The organism is Francisella sp. SYW-9 (assembly GCF_008711465.1).
In the GTDB taxonomy this organism is placed as follows: domain Bacteria; phylum Pseudomonadota; class Gammaproteobacteria; order Francisellales; family Francisellaceae; genus Francisella.
Window position 1 is genome coordinate 100,226 of record NZ_VXKQ01000009.1, and the last position, 18,420, is coordinate 118,645.

Here is an 18,420-nt window from a genome sequence, read left to right on the forward strand (position 1 = left end):
AATCATGCTAAAAAAAACTTTATTACTTATATTCACTGCACTTTTATTTACATGTGCTAATGCAACTACCATAACCATAGCTTGTGCTAGTAACTTCGTCACCACATTACAGCAAGTAGCAAAACAGTATCATACAACAAATAAGGATGTTGATATAAAGATTATCCAAGGATCTTCAGGCAAATTAGCAAACCAAATTAGAAATGGTATACCTATAGATGTTTTCTTATCAGCAGATAAGAAACATGCAGCAGCAGTCAGTAACAAAATATTTATTTATGCTTATGGGAAACTAGTTCTTGCATTAAATAAAAACAAACTTAAACAACAAAAAAGCCTTAGCAAACTTCTAAATGAAGTAGAAAAATCTAACGCTAAAATTAGTATAGCTAACCCTGATCTAGCACCTTATGGAAGTCATGCAAAAACTTTCCTTATAGCAAAAAAGCTTTGGAATAACTTAGTATCAAATCAAAGAATTATCTATGGTGAAAATATTGGACAAGCTTTTAGCTACTTCATAACAAATAATGCTGCCATAGCTTTTGTAGCAGACTCACAAGTAAAGTTCTATAAGATAGCAAACAGCACAAAATGGAATAAAAACTATAAAGTATATAATTTAGATTCAAAAGCTGAGTATATTGCACAATATGGTACAGTCATTTCTAAAGACGCAAAAAAAGAAGCTCAAATAAATAGCTTCTTAAAGTACCTCTTACACTCTGACTCATCTAAACAAATAATAAAGAGTATGGGATATTCTATACCCAAATAGGTGAAAAATGGATTGGGATGCTTTATATATAACTTTTAAACTTTCATTGCTAACTACTATAATCTTATTATTTATAGGAGCTTTACTCGCATACTGGCTTTCACGAAAGAAAACTCTTTTTAGAAACTTAATATCCATATTAGTAAATATACCTTTGGTTTTGCCTCCTACTATACTAGGTTTTTACTTCTTAGTTTTATTTAACCAAAATGGTTACCTAGGATCACTTTGGTACTCCTTAACAGGAGGATCGCTTAATTTTAGTTTTAGCGGGATTCTAATAGCATCTTTAGTATATTCTCTACCCTTCTCAATAGGACCTATATTAAATAGTTTTGAAAATATTCCGAAAGAATTATTGGTTAATGCTGAGTTACTAGGAGCTAGTGCTTTTAGAAGGTTTTACACCATAATATTACCGCTATCTATAAGAGGAATAATTACCTCTGGAATTTTAGTATTTGCTCATACTGTTGGTGAATTTGGTGTAGTTCTAATGGTTGGAGGAAGTATTCCTAATGAAACTAAAGTTTTATCTATTGCCATATTTGAACAGGTTGAACAACTTAACTATCATCAAGCTAATCATATGTCTATAATACTCTTAGTATTTTCATTTACGATATTACTTATTGTTCAACTATTAAATAATAAAAAGACAAATGCTTACTTTTAATATTTCAGACCATATTTCAAAAAGTTTTTCTATAGATATACAACACCAAGTATATAACTCTGAAATAGTCGCTTTTTTTGGACCTTCAGGCACAGGCAAAAGTAGTATTTTAAAAAGAATAGTTGGTACTGAAATTGCTAAAAAATCTAAGATAATTGTAAATAACGATACCTGGCAAGATAATAGTTATTTTTTACCTCTAATAAAGAGATCTTTAGGATATATTCCACAAAAAGCATTATTATTCCCTCACTTAACAGTAGAAAAAAATCTACAATATAATAAAGCTTCAAACAACAAACATATTGAAGAACTAATCAATATGTTTGAGATATCGCAGCTATTAAAGTCTTATCCAGCACAACTATCTGGCGGACAACTACAAAAGGTAGCTATTGCCCAAGCTCTATCATCTAATCCAGAAGTTCTTATACTTGATGAGTCTTTCTCAGGCATAGATTTTGAATCTAAGTTAGTACTAATGAAAAAGCTAAAAGATTACATCAAAAAAAATCAAATAATAACTCTACTAAGCACACATGACTTTTTAGAAATATCTGTTTTCACAGATAACGTTGTGATTATTAATAATGGAAGGATTAAGAAAAGCATGAGTTCTCAAGAGTTTATAGATGAATACTCTAAAAGGATTAGCTTTTTGCAAAAGGAATTTTAGTAATTTTAAAATCTAGCGCATCATAAATAATTTTACCAGCATATGGCTCAGCAAAACCTCCTAAGAGCTTCAATACTTGTGTAGCTCCTATAGTCGCTATAGTACCCACTAATGGCCCTAAAACACCTCTTAACTTAGGAGAAACAACACCAGATTTCTCAGGAGCTATTTTATGGACATCTCTATAGTTAATACCTGATTTATAATTATAAAGAGAACAACTTCCATAATACCTATCAACAGTTATTTGTATATAAGGTTTTTCTAGTTCAATACAAGCATCACTAATAACATATCTAGAGTTAAAGTTATCTGTACCATCTATAATTAGATCACAATTATTAAGTATTATTTTGGCATTGTCTGCTGTAAGCTTCTCTGAATATACTGTAGTACTTATGTCACTATTTAGAGAGTGTAACTCCTTAGCTGCGATTTTACTTTTTAGTTGATTGACCTCACTCTCTCTATACAAGATTTGTCTTTGTAAATTATGCAACTCAACAACATCATTATCTATTAATACAATATGCCCGACACCTGCTGCAGCTAAATATAAAGATAATGGCGAGCCAACCCCACCGGTACCAACAACAGCTACTTTTGAATTTAAAAGTCTTAGTTGAGTCTCTTCATCAAAATTAGGTAGACATGTTTGTCTACTATACTTATTCATATCCATTATAGTATGTCATCCTATCTTTCTTACAAAATGCTAAAAGTTTTATACCCGCTTTTCTTGCCATTTCTACGGATAATGATGATGGTGCTGATATGGCTATTAACACTGGAATTTTAGCATTAGCACATTTTTGAACTATCTCAAAAGAAACTCTACTACTAACTATAAGCATCTCTGCTGAATTCAATAAGTCTTCTTCTAGTAAAAAACCAATAACCTTATCAACAGCATTATGTCTGCCGACATCTTCAAATACAACTATTAGTTCTCCCTTACTATTTACAGCACCTGCTGCATGGACACCTCCAGTTTGCTGAAAAATCTTCTGATAACGGTACATTGATGTATAAAGATCATTAACCACATCAACATCCAATTTTAAAGTCGACTTTCTATTAACAGGAATGATAGACTTATAAAGATTCTCTAAACTCTCTTTACCACATACTCCACATGCTGAGTTCATATTAAATCTTCTTGATATAAGCTCATTATTATCGATATCTAAGCGTATTTTTGCAATTGTTCCAATGTCTGTTTCTCTCTTTTTAAAAGATTTGAAAGGTAGGTTTGCTATACTCTCAGCAAATAAGAGCCCTCTTATAAGATATCTCTCTGCTCCAGGAGTCTGCATAGTCATACTAAACTCAATATTATTAATAACAATCTGCAGAGCTCTTTCAACAGCGAGAGTTTCTTCTCTTTTAATAAAGGTGCCCTTTGAATCTACAACTGCTTTATGGCTCTTTGTATCGATAATTTTAATACTATCATCTTTCATAAAAATCTGACTTATAGCTTCAATAAATATATAGAGCTTATTATTGTTTAGTTATTCTAACAATTATTTCTTTAAATAATGCTTGATCACTCTGAGGACTAAAATCAGCAATAGAACATAAAGCTGTCATCTCTGGCATATATCCCATAGTAGAACCTTTTGGAATATTATACTTAATTACGCTATAACCTTTTAAAGTTCTTTCTTTGCCATCTCTACCAATACTTGTTACTTCTACAAGATCAAATTCAGATAGTCCTCTATCTTTCATATCATCTTCGTTCATAAAAACAACGGTTCTTATATTCTTAATCCCTCTATAGCGATCATTATTTGTGTAAACTGTTGTATTCCATTGATCATGAGACCTCATTGTAGATAGCATTAAATTACCATTTTTAGGTAGAATATCTTTGATCTGTGCATGAGAGAATTCTGCCTTTCCTGTTGGTGTTAGAAATACAAGATCTCTTGCTGGTTGATTAATCCTAAATCCTAAAGGCTCTCTTACACGACGGTTAAAGTCTTCAAAGCCTTCAATTGCCTCCGAGATTTTATCTCTTATAACATCATAATCAGCAGCATACTTATCCCATGGTGTTTTTGTATTTGGTAAAGTTGCTTTAGCAACTCTAGCAATAATGGCAATCTCAGAAAGAAGGTCTCCTCTAATAGGCTTTTTCATTGGTTTTGATATACTAACTACCGACATTGAATCTTCGACTGTAACACTCTGTACACCATTCTCTTGCTCATCCACTTCAGATCTAGCAAGACACGGTAGTATAAGCGCTTTCTTACCATGTATTAAGTGACTATGATTAAGCTTAGTACTCACTTGGACTGTAAGCTCACATTTATTAAGGGCTTTTGCATTACACTCCGGATCTGGCGCTGCTTTAACAAAGTTTCCTCCGAGCCCAAAAAACACTTTAACATCTCCATCCATCATAGCTTGAATAGTATCAACTGTCCCATAGCCATGCTTACGTGGAGATACTATACCACAAGCTTCATCCATCTTTTTCAACCACTTTTCACTTGGTCGATTATTAATTCCTAATGTTCTATTACCTTGGACATTACTATGACCTCTTATTGGACAAGGTCCTGCTCCTTCTCGAGCAATATTTCCTCTAAGTAAAAGTACATTCATGATTTCTCTAATAGTATCTACACCTTGATCATGCTGAGTAAGACCCAAACACCAAGCAAAAATAGATGCCTTAGATTCACGATAAATTTGTGTCATTTCAAGAATAGTCTCTTTATCTATCCCTGATTGTTCTGTAATAAACTCCCATGATGTCTCCAGACATATTTTTTTATATTCTTCATACCCACTAGTATGATTCTTTAGAAACTCATAATCAATTGCTCCAGAATCTGTCTCAGACATCTCTATAAGGGCTTTTGCCATTCCTCTTAATAAAGCAAGATCTCCCGCAATCCTAACCTGAACATCCAATGTTGAAGCCTTGGTAGCTCTCAAAAGCACCATATCCATAATTTCATGTGGTGTAATAGCTTTTTTTGCAGCTCCTTCAATAAGAGGATTAATATGAACAACCTTCGTGTCATTATGCTTTACAGCTTCTGTTAGGGCTGTCAGCATCCTAGGAGTATTAGTCGCAGAATTTGCTCCTATTAAGAATATAGCATCCGTCTTATGCCAATCATTAAGATCAACTGTTCCTTTACCAGTCCCTATAGAAGCACTTAATGCTCTACCACTAGCTTCATGACACATATTAGAGCAATCTGGTTGGTTATTTGTTCCATACTCTCTTGTGAGTAATTGATATAAGAAAGTCCCCTCATTTGATAATCTTCCAGAGGTATAAAAACTTGCCTGATTTGGTGAATCTAAAGATTGTAAAGTATCTCCTATCAGCCTAAATGCCTGTTCCCAAGTAGTTTGTTCATACTTATCAGTTTCAGAGTTATATAACATCGGATGAGTAAGCCTTCCGGCCTTTTCGAGTTCATAGCAACTCCACTCTCTTAATTCACTAACAGTATATTTTTGAAAAAAGTTAGGATCACAACGATTTTTTGTCATCTCCCATGTAGAATGTTTAATTCCATTCTCACAGATATCCATTTTAAGACCATTCTGATCATTTGGCCATGCACAACCTGGACAATCAAAACCTTTTGCACTATGATTCATTTTAAAAATGGCTTTAACTGCATTTACTGGCTCTCGTGCCTTTAGAATTGTATTACCTACACTAAGACTTGCACCCCAAGATCCTGTAGCATGTTTATATTCCTTATGAGAAGGTTTTAAACTAGTTTTAGGTCCCTCTCCAACTGCTTGCCCATTTTCTAAAAATTTCTGCATAAACTCAACCTCAAGCTTGTTAAAATGTTATTAACAAAATATTTTTAACTGAAATATAAAGGGAAAAGATTTTCACTTCGATGAAATAAAAAACACACCCAATTTCAATACATTGTACTATACAGTGGCGCAACATACTATATTTTGTTACTAATCTAGAATATATCTTGACACAAAATATAAATTTGATGAAGCTTTTATAAAGCATCTGCTTACTTATTTTCTTGGTTTATTAATTTAATAAAATAAGTTTTTTCTCCTTTATATTCACTTTTATAAAGATCTACTCTTTACTTATTAGCTGTTGCTCTGACTTAATAACACCTAAACCAAGTCTAATAATCTCGGGGTTACTTGAACAAGATACTAGTTTTTGAAATAGCCTCATAGCTATGGACTATAACTAACTATAAAGCTAGGTTTTCTTATCTTATATATAAATAGAATTGATATTTGATAGAGGTTTTAGAATATTAGATTAATAAGGATATCTATTTTAAGTTATCTAGTACGAGATCTTCTAAATAGTAAATACGATCCATTTGTTTATTCTTATTATCCTTATCAGTGTCAAGATGAACGCCAAGATAAACATAATTACCATTTTTAAGTGCATAAAACGTAACTAGCTTATTATATTTATTTGAGTATACCCATACTGTTGATTTCTCATCGCCATGAGAGTCTCCTTTAATAACAAACTCTTTTGGATGTTTTTTAATAGCCTTAATTATAGCATTATATAGCTGGTTGATAGTCGTTCCTTGTTGCATTTCTAGGCTGTGAATATCTCCATTAGCGCCAAAAATATTATCCTGTGCAACAACATTTCCTCCTGCAAAAGGAATACACCCAGATATAGCAAAAATCATAGCTAATAAAGCTAAACCTACTACTTTTTTCATCTATAAAGTCCTATTATAAAATAATACCCTAAAATTACAGCAAATAGTGATACTAAAACGCTCACAAGCACGTATCCTAAAGCTATAAAAACCTCTCCTCTTTGTAGTAAGTTTAGTATATCTAAACTAAAACTAGAAAAAGTTGTAAAGCCTCCTAAGAAGCCAGTCACAAAGAAAGACCTGACATACACAGATACATCTTCATTAAAAAGCTTTGTCTCAAGTAAAAAAGCTGCTATTGCACCTATAACTAAAGAACCTATAATATTACAAAATAAAATCCCCAATGGAATCTGCTCAGAGATACTTGCTGTTGCCTGAGTTAATGCAAATCTAGTCATTGCACCAAGCCCCCCGCCAATACCTACTAATAGTAATAATGTTTCCATTTATTAACTCTCCAATATTTCATATGCGCCCAATTCTATCATTTTTTGGGCTAATTGTTTACCTAGGGCTGATGGATCTTTTCCCAAAGTAGAGTGTCTTAACACTCGATCGCCATTACTACTAGCAACCATTGCTGTGAGAGTTATTTGCTTATCTATAATTTGTGCATAAGCCCCTATAGCCACATGACAACCACCTTTGAGCTCTTCATTGAAAGCCCGTTCAGCACTAGCAACAATATGACTTTCTGCACAGTTAAGCCTTTGTAAAACTTCAAGAAGCTCTTTATTTTTTTCCAAAGCCTCTATAACCACTATACCTTGACCTACAGCTGGTAATGATATCTCTGTTGGGATAAATTGTTTTATTCTATTTTGTAGCTCTAAACGAATAAGTCCTGCGCCTGCTAGAATTATTGCATCATAATTTTTAGCATCTAATTTTGCTAATCTTGTTTGGACATTACCTCTTAGCTCTTTTATCACAAGATCTTTTCTATAATTAAGTAGCTGTGCTTTGCGACGTAAGCTAGATGTCCCAACAACCGCGCCTTTAGGAAGATCATCTATAGAGCTATAGTTATTTGAAACAAATGCATCGCGAGGATCTTCTCTTGGCATAAAGCTTGCAAGACAAAAACCTTCTGGTAACTCATATGGAACATCCTTAAGAGAATGCACAGCTATATTAGCTTTATTATTTTGCATCGCAATTTCTAACTCTTTCATAAAAAGGGCCTTACCACCAATCTTATTAAGAGGTTTATCAAGAATGATATCACCTTGGGTTTTCATTGTACTAATTTGACAAGGGATATTTAACTCTTTCTCTAGTCTGTCTTTGACAAAGTTTGTCTGCCATAGGGCTAGCTTACTATCTCTACTAGCTATGATTATTTCTTTCATATATTAAATGCTTTTGCTATAAAATTAGATATATCTTTTATTTCTTCTATGCATACTGAATGCTGCATACCTGAGTAACGCTTATATTCATTACTAAAGCCATTATCACTAAGCTTAGAGGATAGATCTTGACCTAATACTTCAGGTAATACATGATCATGAGTACCATGACATATCAATATTGCAGCATCTTTATTTACTTCTGTAATATTATTTTTAAACTCATCCCAAGCAGGTAAATACGTTGATAATGCCATTAAACCCGCAAATTTTCGCTTAGATAAAATAGTTGCATAAGTTGCAATGACACCACCTTGTGAAAAACCAGCTAAGATAATATTCTCACTAGCAATACCTTGACTAACTTGCCCATCTATTAAATTGTTTAGCTTTTCGATTGAAGTATTTATACCTTGAACATCTACAACTCTATTTAAGCTATCTGCATCTAATGACTTAATGTCATACCAAGCTCTCATCTGCATGCCCATATTTATGGTCACAGGCATTACATCTGCATGGGGGAAGATAAAACGAATGTTTTCAACAGACACATCAAGATGATTAACAATATCAACAAAATCATGGCCATCAGCACCAAGACCATGTAACCAAATAACACAAAACTGAGCTTTATCTTTTGGCTCTACTAACTCATAATTCATATTTTTCTTAAAATTCTAAATAACTATCGAAATGATACATTAATTTATACTATTTATTAACTACTAGAGAACATAAATAATATCAAAAAGCCTTACACTCTAAGCAATTCTGTGGGGAAAACAATTATTCACAACCATTGTGGATAAGTATGTTTATATGTATATGAAACTTCTGTGTGAAATCTTTAACTATCTTTTGGTGAAATAAACTTCACCACTCCAAAAGCCTTATAAATCAATACATACAGCATTTCAGATAAATATAAATAAATACTCTTTTTGATTTTTCACAACCTGTGGATAAAACTGTGGGTTTATTGTTAGAATGTGGTTAACTTTCTTCTATAACCTTAAAGAAAGCTTCTTGTGTTACAAGGTTTACAGAGGTGTTTTGTAATTTTAAAATATCATTTAATTCATACTTGCCACTTACAGAAAGTTTTTTAGTCATTGCCAAATCTGCTATAGAAACCATCAGGCGACCTCTTTCTAATTTTTCGATCACAGTTGCTTCAAATTCTAAATTTGGATTCTGCGATAAATAAACTAACTTCCAATGCGAATTAGAAAAACGTTCAGTCTGTCTATTTGTCCGAATAGGAATATCAACTTGTGCAATTATATTATCAACTTCTTCTGCTTGTAATAGTGTTTCTTGACTTAAGAAGTTTCTAAGCTGATAGTGAACAAGTAAGTCAAGGTACCTTCTTAATGGGCTTGTTACCTGTACATAAGTATTTAAACCCATGCCAGCATGTATTGAAGGAGTTGTTGAGTACTTACCTCTTTGTAGCTTCTTGCGTGTAGCAAACATATCTGCAATTGAATTAAGACTATATAAGTGCTCCTGCTCTAGGTCATGTTCAGGTTGGGTTGAAAAAGGCACTGCAATATTGTTTTCTATACAAAACTGACCTATAGCAACACCTGCCATTAGCATAGTATCTCTTATAAGAGTTCTTGAATTTAATCTTGGTAAATCTGTTAACTTAACATTTTTATCCCCATCAAGGCTTATCTTAATTTCAGGGAAATCAAGCTCTACAGCTTTTTGAGACAAGCGCTTCTGTGTAAAGTATTTTGCATAAGCAACTATATTTCCAAGCTCTAAATCTTCGATATGCTCCTCTGCAAATTCATATGAATGTCTTGTTACTTTTATCTTACTAAAACATATTTCAATATCGTGGATATCTCCTTGCTCACTAACTCTAAAGCCTACAGATAACGCTGAGGAAATATCTTGTAACCCTAACCCTAACTCTTCAGTCGCTTTTTGAGGCAGCATAGAAACTATCTTTTCTGGAACATAAAGGTTTGAACCTCTTGCTCTTGCTTCTAAGTCTACCTCGTCACCAAAACTTATACTTGATGATGGATCTGCTATATGCACCCACATTTTATTTCTATCTGAATCCCAGCTTATTGCATCATCAGGATCATTACTGCCCTCATCATCAATTGCATAAGCTGTTAAATATGTTAGATCGACTCTATCAGTATCCGAAGTAGAATTATATACAAATTCCGCAGGGTTACTTTCAAGTTCTGCTTTGTATCTATACAAATATGGATTATAGAACTCATCCCAATAGCCTACATCTAGCAAAAGCTTGTAAGCACTATTTTCAGACTCTTCCATATTAAGATATTTAAATAAGCGACAATTTGGGGTTTTTAATGTTGCAAGAGCAGCAATCTCTTTCAAGAATTTCTCATCCTCTGGAGCATAACTTTTTTGTTTTACTCGTTCTACAAAATCATTTAGTTCTTGCTCTTTCTTTTGCTTTTCTTGTCTTTCTTTAACAATTGCATCACGCTCATTTGAAGAATGGATAACTATGTTAAAATCATCATCAAAGCTAAAATATTCACCCTGAGATACCAGTAGCCATACAGTATAAGCTTCATTTATACCGACATTCTCAAATAAAAGCTCACATAACTCTTCTATATTCGTACGCTCTTGCTCTTGTAGTAACTCCCAAGTCATTGCTAACTCAGGGATATTCAGCTGTTCTAAACTATCAAGTTCAAAATCACGATCTGCTTGTACTAATAATTGAACATTTTTAGGTGGTAACTTTATATTCTTACCATCAAGAATCTCAATCTCTATTTTTTTATCTAAAATACTAATAACCTTAGCAGGCTTTGACTTAAAAATAACTAAAGAATTTTTTTGCATGAAAAATTTATTTTAATAGTTGATTAGTTTTATTTTGACTCTTCTTTCTTAACAGCTATACCTAGCTCATTAAGTTGCTCTAAAGAAACTGTAGATGGTGCCTCTGTCATTAAGCAGCTTGCAGTTTGAGTTTTAGGAAATGCTATTACATCACGGATATTTGTAGTACCTGTAAGTAGCATAATCAATCTATCAACACCAAATGCGATACCTCCATGAATAGGAGTTCCATAAGATAATGCATCAAGCATAAAACCAAATTTTTCACGAGCTTCTTCATCAGAAATTCCAAGTAAGTTAAATACTTTAGCTTGGATATCTTGTTTATGGATACGAATAGATCCACCACCAACTTCATAACCGTTGATTACCATATCGTATGCTCTAGACATTAGTTTCTCTGGGTCGGTACTTATAAGTTCTTCAACAGATTCAACACTTGGAGCTGTAAATGGATGATGCATTGCATATAAACGCTCATCATCTTTTTCAAACATAGGGAAATCAACGACCCATAAAGGAGCCCACTGCTTATCAAATAACTCTAAATCTTCACCTATTTTAACTCTTAAAGCACCCATTGAATCATTTACGATTTTAGCTTTCGCTGCGCCAAAGAATAAAATATCACCTTCTTGTGCACCAGTCTTTTCAATTACCTTAAATAGAGCATCTTCAGAGATGTTTTTTACAATTGGAGATTGAAGACCATCTTTACCTTGAGATAGAGAATTTATCTTAATATATGCAAGACCTCTTGCCCCATAAATACCAACAAACTTAGTATAATCATCTAGGTTCTTACGAGTAAACTTCTCATTGCCATTTGCAACTCTCATCGCTATTACACGCGACTCTGGATCGTTTGCTGGTCCAGAGAAAACCTTAAACTCTTCGTTTTTCATTTCCTCTTTGATATTTACAAACTCTAGAGGAATTCTTAGATCAGGCTTATCCGAACCATATTTATCCATAGCATCAGCAAAGCTTAATACTTGGAATGGCGTATTAAACTCAACTCCAATAGTCTCTTTAAATAATCCAGAGATCATTTTTTCCATAGTAGACATAATAAAAGCCTCATCGATAAATGAAGCCTCAATATCTATCTGTGTGAATTCTGGTTGCCTATCTGCTCTTAGATCTTCATCACGGAAACATTTAACAATTTGATAATATCTGTCAAATCCAGATACCATTAAAAGTTGCTTAAATAACTGTGGTGATTGAGGAAGAGCATAAAACCTACCATTGAAATTACGGCTTGGCACAAGATAATCTCTAGCACCCTCTGGGGTAGCTTTTGTTAAAAATGGAGTTTCTATATCTAAAAAGCCATTATCATCCAAAAAGTTACGCACATAACGAATAGCTTTTGAACGTGTAATTAATTTATTTTGCATTTCTGGACGACGTAAATCTATATAACGATACTTCAATTTGATGTCTTCTCCAGTTGCTTGGAAATCATCTAATTGAAAAGGAATAGTTTTAGATTTATTGATAACTTCAATAGTATCGCCTATGATCTCTATTTTACCACTTGCTAGGTTCTTATTTTCTTGTCCTTCAGGTCTTAGATTTACTACACCCTCTGCTTGAATTACATACTCAGATCTTACACTATCAGCTACACTAAAGTTAGAATTATCTGGATTAAAAACCAACTGAACTAAACCAGTTCTATCTCTAATATCTAAAAAAATAACCCCACCATGATCGCGGCGTCTATGCACCCAACCACAAACCGTAACTTTTTGATTCTCTAACTTCTCATTGATATCTGAACTATAGTGCGTTCTCATTTAAACTAACCCTTTAAAATTTTTTATTATAAATAAAACAGACAAAATTTAATCATCATATTATAGCAAGAAATAATAAAGAAGACTAAATTTGAGCAAAATCTTTACAAAATAAAATTTATAATAATATACTTTGTAATAACCATGACTTTTATTAGAACTTATAGAACATGCAAAACATAGAAAATATTAAGTTAGACTTTTTAAGTTTAGATGACTATCAAGAGCTTAAAGAAGCAATGATTGAGGTTTATAACAATGTCAGAAACCCATACTGGGAAAACCATGAAATAAACACTTTGATAAAGAAATTCCCCGAAGGTCAAGTTGTTATAAAAGTTAATGATCAACTTGCAGGCTGTGCATTATCAATTATTGTAGACTATAAGAAGTTTGGCCATAAGCATACATATAGAAAGATAACTGGAAATGACACCTTCAATACCCATGATGATAATGGTGATGTTTTATATGGTATAGATCTATTTGTTAAACCTGAATTTAGAGGTATGCGTTTAGGACGTAGATTATATGACTATAGAAAAGACTTATGTGAAAGATTAAATTTAAAAAGTATAATTTTTGGTGGTCGAATACCTGGGTATCATGAATATGCTGATAAAATGTCGCCTCAACAGTATATAAATAAACTTAAAAGACAAGAACTACACGACCCTGTTCTACGTTTCCAATTAAGTAATGATTTTCAGCCAGTTAGGATTATCAAATCATACTTAGATGGAGATACTGAATCTAATGATTATGCTGTTCTACTAAAATGGACAAACATCTACTATGAAGAAGAGCAGAAAGAAGCCGCCCCTATTAAAAAAGATGTTCGTTTAGGATTAATCCAATGGCAAATGCGACCATATAAAGGTCTTGATGAACTAATGCAACATGCTGAGTATTTTGTAAATGCAGTATCAAACTACAGATCTGATTTTGCATTATTCCCAGAGTTCTTCAATGCTCCATTGATGGCGGAAAATAATCATTTATCAGAACCTGAAGCAATTAGAGAACTTGCAAAACACACCCAATTTATCACTGATAAATTTTCTGAATTTGCCGTTACATATAATATAAATATCATAACAGGAAGCATGCCAGAGATGAAAGGTGAGCGACTATACAATGTTGGTTACCTATGTCGTAGAGATGGTACAGTAGAAAAATATGAGAAACTTCATGTAACACCTGATGAGGCTATGGTTTGGGGGCTTCAAGGAGGTAGTAAACTAGAAGTGTTTGATACTGACTGTGGAAAAATAGGTATCCTAATTTGTTATGATTCAGAGTTTCCAGAGCTAAGTAGAATACTTGCTGAAGATGGTATGGATATTCTTTTTGTCCCTTTCCTAACAGATACACAAAATGGCTTCTCTAGAGTTAGAAACTGTGCTCAAGCAAGAGCTATTGAGAATGAGTGTTATGTTGCTATTGCTGGTAGTGTTGGTAACCTACCCAATGTACATAATATGGATATCCAATATGCTCAATCAATGGTATTTACACCTTGTGATTTTGCTTTCCCAGCTACAGGGATAAAAGCTGAGACAACTCCAAATACTGAGATGATTTTAATTGTTGATGTTGATATTAATCTTTTACGTGAGCTTAACCAATTTGGTAGTGTTAAAAACCTAAGAGATAGACGTAAAGATCTATATACATTAAAACGTAGTGACTAAAGAGATCATGCTATTAGCTGTCTGAGTCTTCTATTTAAGTACGGTGATAAGATAAATAAAATAACTGCAGCACCACATCCAAGCAGAGTAAAATAGCCAAATGCTTTTGAGTAGGTATGTATTGTCTCAATAGGAGGAAGTGTCGCTGATTTACCATGACCACTAATTAATATCCCAAAACTTGCTGCTAAGAAATTAGCAAAAGCTGAACTCAAAACCCATACGCCCATAAAAAAGCCTACCATTCTTTTAGGAGATACTATACTCACCATTGCTAGGCCTATTGGACCTATAAATAGCTCACCTAGAGCTTCAAAAAGATAACTTAAATTTATCCACCATGATGAAATAATACCGTTCTTAGCCGTCAAAGGAATAGCTACAACCAAAATAAAGAACGAGAATCCCATTATAAATAATCCTTTAGCAAATTTAGTTGGATACGTATATGGATTTGTTCCATATTTACGACTTAAGTAAGTATATACAGGGCCAAAAAGAATTATAAAGAAAGGCTCTACAGACTGATACGCACTAGCTGGGATACTAAATCCAAATATTACTCTATTAACATTTCTCTCTGTAAAGACATTCATCATTCCACCACTTTGTTGTAGCAAGATCATAAATATCATATAGAAAATTGTTAACGTTACCGTGATATATATCCTACTTCTATCATTAGCTTCCGAGATTCTCACAAAGTATAGAATTATTAGTAATGTAATTGCTCCTATTAGATATAAAACTCTACTCGCCCAAATAGGATAAGCAAGTAAAACAAAAATAAAGCCTATCAAGACAGCCAAACCTATAGCTATTGCTCCTGCAAATAGATATTTCTCTGCTATGGGTTTTGTGCTTTGTTTAATATCTTTATAATGTTTTGAACCTTTTATAAATATTAATAGCCCGGCTAACATACCTAATCCGGCAATACCAAATGCTAGATTCCAACTAATTGTAACAGCTATATATGAGCAAACTATCGGCGCTGTTATAGCTCCGATATTCATACCTATATATAGTAAAGTGAAACCTTCATTTCTCTTATACTGAGTATTTGTAAAAAGTGTTCCTGTTATAGCTCCGATACTAGGTTTAAATAAGCCTGTACCGATAATCACAAAGCTTAATCCTAAAAAGAAATATATATGCTGAGTATTTGGAATAATCATTACAAAATGTCCTAAAGCTATTAATAAAGCTCCTATAATTATTGAACGATATTGACCAATATACTTATCCGCAATAATACCCCCAACTATCGGAGTACCATACACCATCGAAGCATATGCACCATAGATAAGGTATGTCTTAGCATCAGATATATCAAAAAACTTGAATAAATATAGAATTAATAATGCTGTGATTCCATAGTAACTAAATCTCTCCCATAGACCAGCTAGGAAAAGATAAACCATTCCTTGAGGGTATTTAGACTGCTTGGTTGTAGTCAATGACATCTATATTGCCCTCCCTTGTTGTTGCCTTTATAAGAGCTTGCTCTATATCATTTTTAAGATCCTCAACATCTTCTATACCTATTGAAAGCCTAATTAAACCATCACTTAGACCTTGCTCAAGTCTAACCTCTCTAGGGATTGATGAATGAGACATTAAAGCAGGAATTGATGATAAACTTTCAACTCCTCCAGCACTCACTGTTATAGCAAATAGCTTTAGCTCTTCTAAGAATGCTTTAGCTAAATTATCACTACCATTTAGCTCAAGGCTTAAAACCCCACCAAAACCTTTCATTTGCTCTTTTGCAAGATGATGATCTGGACTACTTTCTAATCCTGGATAGTATACTTTCTTAACTAGTTCATGGTGCTCAAGCCATTTTGCTAGGGTCAAAGCATTATAATTATGTTGTCTTACTCTTAGAGCCAATGTTCTTAGTCCTCTAGTAGCTAAGAAGCTATCAAATGGACTAGATACTGCTCCTCCAGCTAAATGAACAAGATCTAACTTTTCAATTAATTCATCATTGTCTTTTACAACAACAATTCCACTAATCACATCAGAATGACCACTTATATATTTTGATGCTGAATGAATAACTATATCTGCACCAAAAGAGATAGGTTTTAAATTATAAGGAGTTGCAAAGGTATTATCAACAACCAGTATTAGATCATGCTTTTTACAAAACTGACCTAATCTTCTTAGATCAACTACTCTTAATAACGGATTAGATGGTGTTTCAACCCATACCATTTTAGTATTTTCTCTAAGGTTTTCTTCTAAACTATCTAAATCACTTAGGTTAGCATATGTTGCTTGAAGACCTGATGAGTATTTTTTAACCTCTTCAAACAATCTATAAGTTCCACCATATAATGCATCAGTTGCTATTATATGACTATTTACTCCCAAAATATCTAATACCGCATTAATTGCAGCAACTCCTGATGAAAAAGCATAGCCTTTTTTTGCACCCTCTAACTCTGCAACAGCCTGCTCATAACTAGATCTAGTAGGATTTCCTACTCTACCATATTCAAAAGCTTTTTCACCGCCTGGACTTTGTTGACGATAGACAGAAGAAGTATATATAGGCGTTGTTACAGCACCTGTTACTGAATCACCTGGATTACCTGCATGAACAGCTAGAGTATCAATTTTAGAATTTATAATGGTCATATCTTTGCTCCCATAATTTTTAATTGCTAAAACGATGAGAACAATATTAATAATGTTTTCGCTTTAGCAGGTTTTATCTAGCGCCCGCAATTTGAAATAAATCAGCGCTTTTTAACTTAGTTTATTACTTTTTTATGCTTTATCACCATACTCTTGCATATGCTTTGCTGTACGTTTATTAGTACCATACATAAAGTGGTTTTCCATTTTTTCTAAGTACTTACTTCCTGGTACCTGTAACCCAACAGCATCAGCAACTTCTCTAATTAACATAGGACTTGCACCACAACATACGCCTAAGTAATTAACTCCTAAATCATACGCTTTCTTAGCAAAATCTCTAATTTCATAACGGTTACAATATAAAGGATCTAGTGCTGTTGGGAATGTTCTACCATGAGGAGCACCACAAACACAACCATTATCATCTGGTAGGTTAAAGAATGTAGTATGCTCATTTGTAGTTCTATAAGGAACAGGTAATGCCGCAACATGACATTTAACAGCTTTACGAATCTGCTCTATATCAGGAAGCATTGTATGAGGCCCTCTGAAACAGTTCATCCCTACCACATCAGCTCCACGTTGCTCTAATTCTTTACAAGTATCTACAATACTCCAACCATCACGCATAACATTCTCACCAAATGGAGCTATTGTAACTACACAAGGTAAACCTGCTTTTTTCATGATTTCTAAAGCAGCAAAAGCTTCTTCTGCATAGTAGAATGTTTCACCAATTAGTAAATCCGCACCTTCTTCAGCAGCCCAACCAATCATTTCATTAAACATTCTTTTAACTTCTTTTTGAGACTCTTGATCCCCTTGCTTCCAAATATTTGAGTTAGAAATATTTCCAGCTAATAAGTTTGGCTTTAGACCTTCTGGTGTTGAATCAGCAACTTTCTTTGCAATTCTTAAGGCTTGTCTATTTAATGGCTCAAGCAAATGTTCTTTACCAATAACTCTTAGTTTTTCTCTGTGGCCATTATATGTAAATGCTTCAACAATATCAGAACCAGCATGTTGGAATTCTCTATGTAGGCTTTCTAAAACCTCAGGATGCTCAAGTGATACCATCGGCACAAACTCACCTGATGCTAAATAACCACGACGTTCTATTTCAAATAGGAAACCTTCTGCACAGATTACGGGACCTTTATCAAGTCTCTCAAGTAGATTTTCTTTTTTCACTTTGGAAATCTCCACGTTTTAATTAATAAACAAACTTTTTGAATATTAGCAAAAAGCTTCCTACTAAAACGATTACAAGACTTTA

At 33.3% G+C, this 18,420-nt stretch carries 16 protein-coding genes; 4 read left to right on the forward strand and 12 right to left on the reverse strand.

Annotated features, from left to right (window positions below; all coding sequences use genetic code 11):
* Positions 1 to 4 precede the first annotated feature (4 nt).
* Genes modA through F3D62_RS05190 form a run of 3 tightly spaced genes read left to right on the forward strand, consistent with a single transcriptional unit; the run spans position 5 to position 2,130 of the window.
* Positions 5 to 778 carry a molybdate ABC transporter substrate-binding protein gene (gene modA / locus F3D62_RS05180; protein ID WP_150467186.1) on the forward strand — a complete coding sequence of 258 codons (774 nt, stop codon included), beginning with the start codon at positions 5 to 7 and terminating at the stop codon, positions 776 to 778.
* A gap of 7 nt (positions 779 to 785) precedes the next feature.
* On the forward strand, positions 786 to 1,454 hold the full coding sequence (gene modB / locus F3D62_RS05185; protein WP_150467187.1) for a molybdate ABC transporter permease subunit: 669 nt from the start codon (positions 786 to 788) through the stop codon (positions 1,452 to 1,454).
* Complete coding sequence (locus F3D62_RS05190) at positions 1,441 to 2,130, forward strand: ATP-binding cassette domain-containing protein (RefSeq protein WP_150467188.1); 690 nt, start codon at positions 1,441 to 1,443, stop codon at positions 2,128 to 2,130. The genes modB and F3D62_RS05190 overlap by 14 nt, the downstream gene beginning before the upstream one ends.
* On the opposite strand, the gene F3D62_RS05195 is transcribed toward F3D62_RS05190, so the two are convergent.
* From F3D62_RS05195 to aspS, 9 genes are all read right to left on the reverse strand, one after another.
* Positions 2,105 to 2,812, reverse strand: a complete 708-nt coding sequence (locus F3D62_RS05195; protein WP_150467189.1) for a HesA/MoeB/ThiF family protein — start codon at positions 2,810 to 2,812, stop codon at positions 2,105 to 2,107. The genes F3D62_RS05190 and F3D62_RS05195 overlap by 26 nt on opposite strands.
* Positions 2,799 to 3,593, reverse strand: a complete 795-nt coding sequence (fdhD, locus tag F3D62_RS05200) for a formate dehydrogenase accessory sulfurtransferase FdhD (RefSeq protein ID WP_150467190.1) — start codon at positions 3,591 to 3,593, stop codon at positions 2,799 to 2,801. The genes F3D62_RS05195 and fdhD overlap by 14 nt, the downstream gene beginning before the upstream one ends.
* Positions 3,594 to 3,633: 40 nt before the next feature.
* The gene (locus tag F3D62_RS05205; protein ID WP_150467191.1) at positions 3,634 to 5,940 is read right to left on the reverse strand and encodes an FdhF/YdeP family oxidoreductase; all 2,307 of its coding nucleotides are present in this window, start codon (positions 5,938 to 5,940) and stop codon (positions 3,634 to 3,636) included.
* A gap of 491 nt (positions 5,941 to 6,431) precedes the next feature.
* Complete coding sequence (locus F3D62_RS05210) at positions 6,432 to 6,845, reverse strand: hypothetical protein (RefSeq protein WP_224732644.1); 414 nt, start codon at positions 6,843 to 6,845, stop codon at positions 6,432 to 6,434.
* The gene (gene crcB / locus F3D62_RS05215) at positions 6,842 to 7,234 is read right to left on the reverse strand and encodes a fluoride efflux transporter CrcB (protein ID WP_150467192.1); all 393 of its coding nucleotides are present in this window, start codon (positions 7,232 to 7,234) and stop codon (positions 6,842 to 6,844) included. The genes F3D62_RS05210 and crcB overlap by 4 nt, the downstream gene beginning before the upstream one ends.
* A gap of 3 nt (positions 7,235 to 7,237) precedes the next feature.
* The gene (gene hemC, locus F3D62_RS05220) at positions 7,238 to 8,140 is read right to left on the reverse strand and encodes a hydroxymethylbilane synthase (protein ID WP_150467193.1); all 903 of its coding nucleotides are present in this window, start codon (positions 8,138 to 8,140) and stop codon (positions 7,238 to 7,240) included.
* Positions 8,137 to 8,805 (reverse strand): dienelactone hydrolase family protein, encoded by a 669-nt coding sequence (locus F3D62_RS05225; protein ID WP_150467194.1) that lies wholly within the window; start codon positions 8,803 to 8,805, stop codon positions 8,137 to 8,139. The genes hemC and F3D62_RS05225 overlap by 4 nt, the downstream gene beginning before the upstream one ends.
* Before the next feature lie 331 nt (positions 8,806 to 9,136).
* A complete protein-coding gene (locus tag F3D62_RS05230; RefSeq protein ID WP_150467195.1) occupies positions 9,137 to 10,993 on the reverse strand; it encodes a ribonuclease catalytic domain-containing protein in 1,857 nt (618 codons plus the stop codon).
* Between the two features lie 29 nt (positions 10,994 to 11,022).
* A complete protein-coding gene (gene aspS, locus F3D62_RS05235) occupies positions 11,023 to 12,798 on the reverse strand; it encodes an aspartate--tRNA ligase (protein ID WP_150467196.1) in 1,776 nt (591 codons plus the stop codon).
* A gap of 170 nt (positions 12,799 to 12,968) precedes the next feature.
* On the opposite strand from aspS, the gene F3D62_RS05240 reads away from it, so the two are divergent.
* On the forward strand, positions 12,969 to 14,492 hold the full coding sequence (locus tag F3D62_RS05240) for a bifunctional GNAT family N-acetyltransferase/carbon-nitrogen hydrolase family protein (RefSeq protein ID WP_150467197.1): 1,524 nt from the start codon (positions 12,969 to 12,971) through the stop codon (positions 14,490 to 14,492).
* A 5-nt stretch (positions 14,493 to 14,497) separates the two neighbouring features.
* On the opposite strand, the gene F3D62_RS05245 is transcribed toward F3D62_RS05240, so the two are convergent.
* From F3D62_RS05245 to F3D62_RS05255, 3 genes are all read right to left on the reverse strand, one after another.
* Positions 14,498 to 15,958 carry a peptide MFS transporter gene (locus F3D62_RS05245; RefSeq protein WP_150467198.1) on the reverse strand — a complete coding sequence of 487 codons (1,461 nt, stop codon included), beginning with the start codon at positions 15,956 to 15,958 and terminating at the stop codon, positions 14,498 to 14,500.
* Complete coding sequence (locus tag F3D62_RS05250; protein WP_150467199.1) at positions 15,930 to 17,141, reverse strand: trans-sulfuration enzyme family protein; 1,212 nt, start codon at positions 17,139 to 17,141, stop codon at positions 15,930 to 15,932. Before F3D62_RS05250 ends, F3D62_RS05245 begins: the two co-directional genes overlap by 29 nt.
* Before the next feature lie 132 nt (positions 17,142 to 17,273).
* A complete protein-coding gene (locus F3D62_RS05255; protein ID WP_150467200.1) occupies positions 17,274 to 18,335 on the reverse strand; it encodes a homocysteine S-methyltransferase family protein in 1,062 nt (353 codons plus the stop codon).
* Positions 18,336 to 18,420: the final 85 nt, after the last annotated feature.

Coding starts and splice junctions, on each gene's coding strand:
- F3D62_RS05230 (WP_150467195.1), bottom strand. CDS start 10,993: ATGCAAAAAAATTCTTTAGTTATTTTTAAGTCAAAGCCTGCTAAGGTT.
- F3D62_RS05195 (WP_150467189.1), bottom strand. CDS start 2,812: ATGGATATGAATAAGTATAGTAGACAAACATGTCTACCTAATTTTGAT.
- modA (WP_150467186.1), top strand. CDS start 5: ATGCTAAAAAAAACTTTATTACTTATATTCACTGCACTTTTATTTACA.
- crcB (WP_150467192.1), bottom strand. CDS start 7,234: ATGGAAACATTATTACTATTAGTAGGTATTGGCGGGGGGCTTGGTGCA.
- F3D62_RS05205 (WP_150467191.1), bottom strand. CDS start 5,940: ATGCAGAAATTTTTAGAAAATGGGCAAGCAGTTGGAGAGGGACCTAAA.
- F3D62_RS05250 (WP_150467199.1), bottom strand. CDS start 17,141: ATGACCATTATAAATTCTAAAATTGATACTCTAGCTGTTCATGCAGGT.
- aspS (WP_150467196.1), bottom strand. CDS start 12,798: ATGAGAACGCACTATAGTTCAGATATCAATGAGAAGTTAGAGAATCAA.
- modB (WP_150467187.1), top strand. CDS start 786: ATGGATTGGGATGCTTTATATATAACTTTTAAACTTTCATTGCTAACT.
- F3D62_RS05225 (WP_150467194.1), bottom strand. CDS start 8,805: ATGAATTATGAGTTAGTAGAGCCAAAAGATAAAGCTCAGTTTTGTGTT.
- F3D62_RS05245 (WP_150467198.1), bottom strand. CDS start 15,958: ATGTCATTGACTACAACCAAGCAGTCTAAATACCCTCAAGGAATGGTT.
- F3D62_RS05210 (WP_224732644.1), bottom strand. CDS start 6,845: ATGAAAAAAGTAGTAGGTTTAGCTTTATTAGCTATGATTTTTGCTATA.
- F3D62_RS05190 (WP_150467188.1), top strand. CDS start 1,441: ATGCTTACTTTTAATATTTCAGACCATATTTCAAAAAGTTTTTCTATA.
- fdhD (WP_150467190.1), bottom strand. CDS start 3,593: ATGAAAGATGATAGTATTAAAATTATCGATACAAAGAGCCATAAAGCA.
- F3D62_RS05240 (WP_150467197.1), top strand. CDS start 12,969: ATGCAAAACATAGAAAATATTAAGTTAGACTTTTTAAGTTTAGATGAC.
- hemC (WP_150467193.1), bottom strand. CDS start 8,140: ATGAAAGAAATAATCATAGCTAGTAGAGATAGTAAGCTAGCCCTATGG.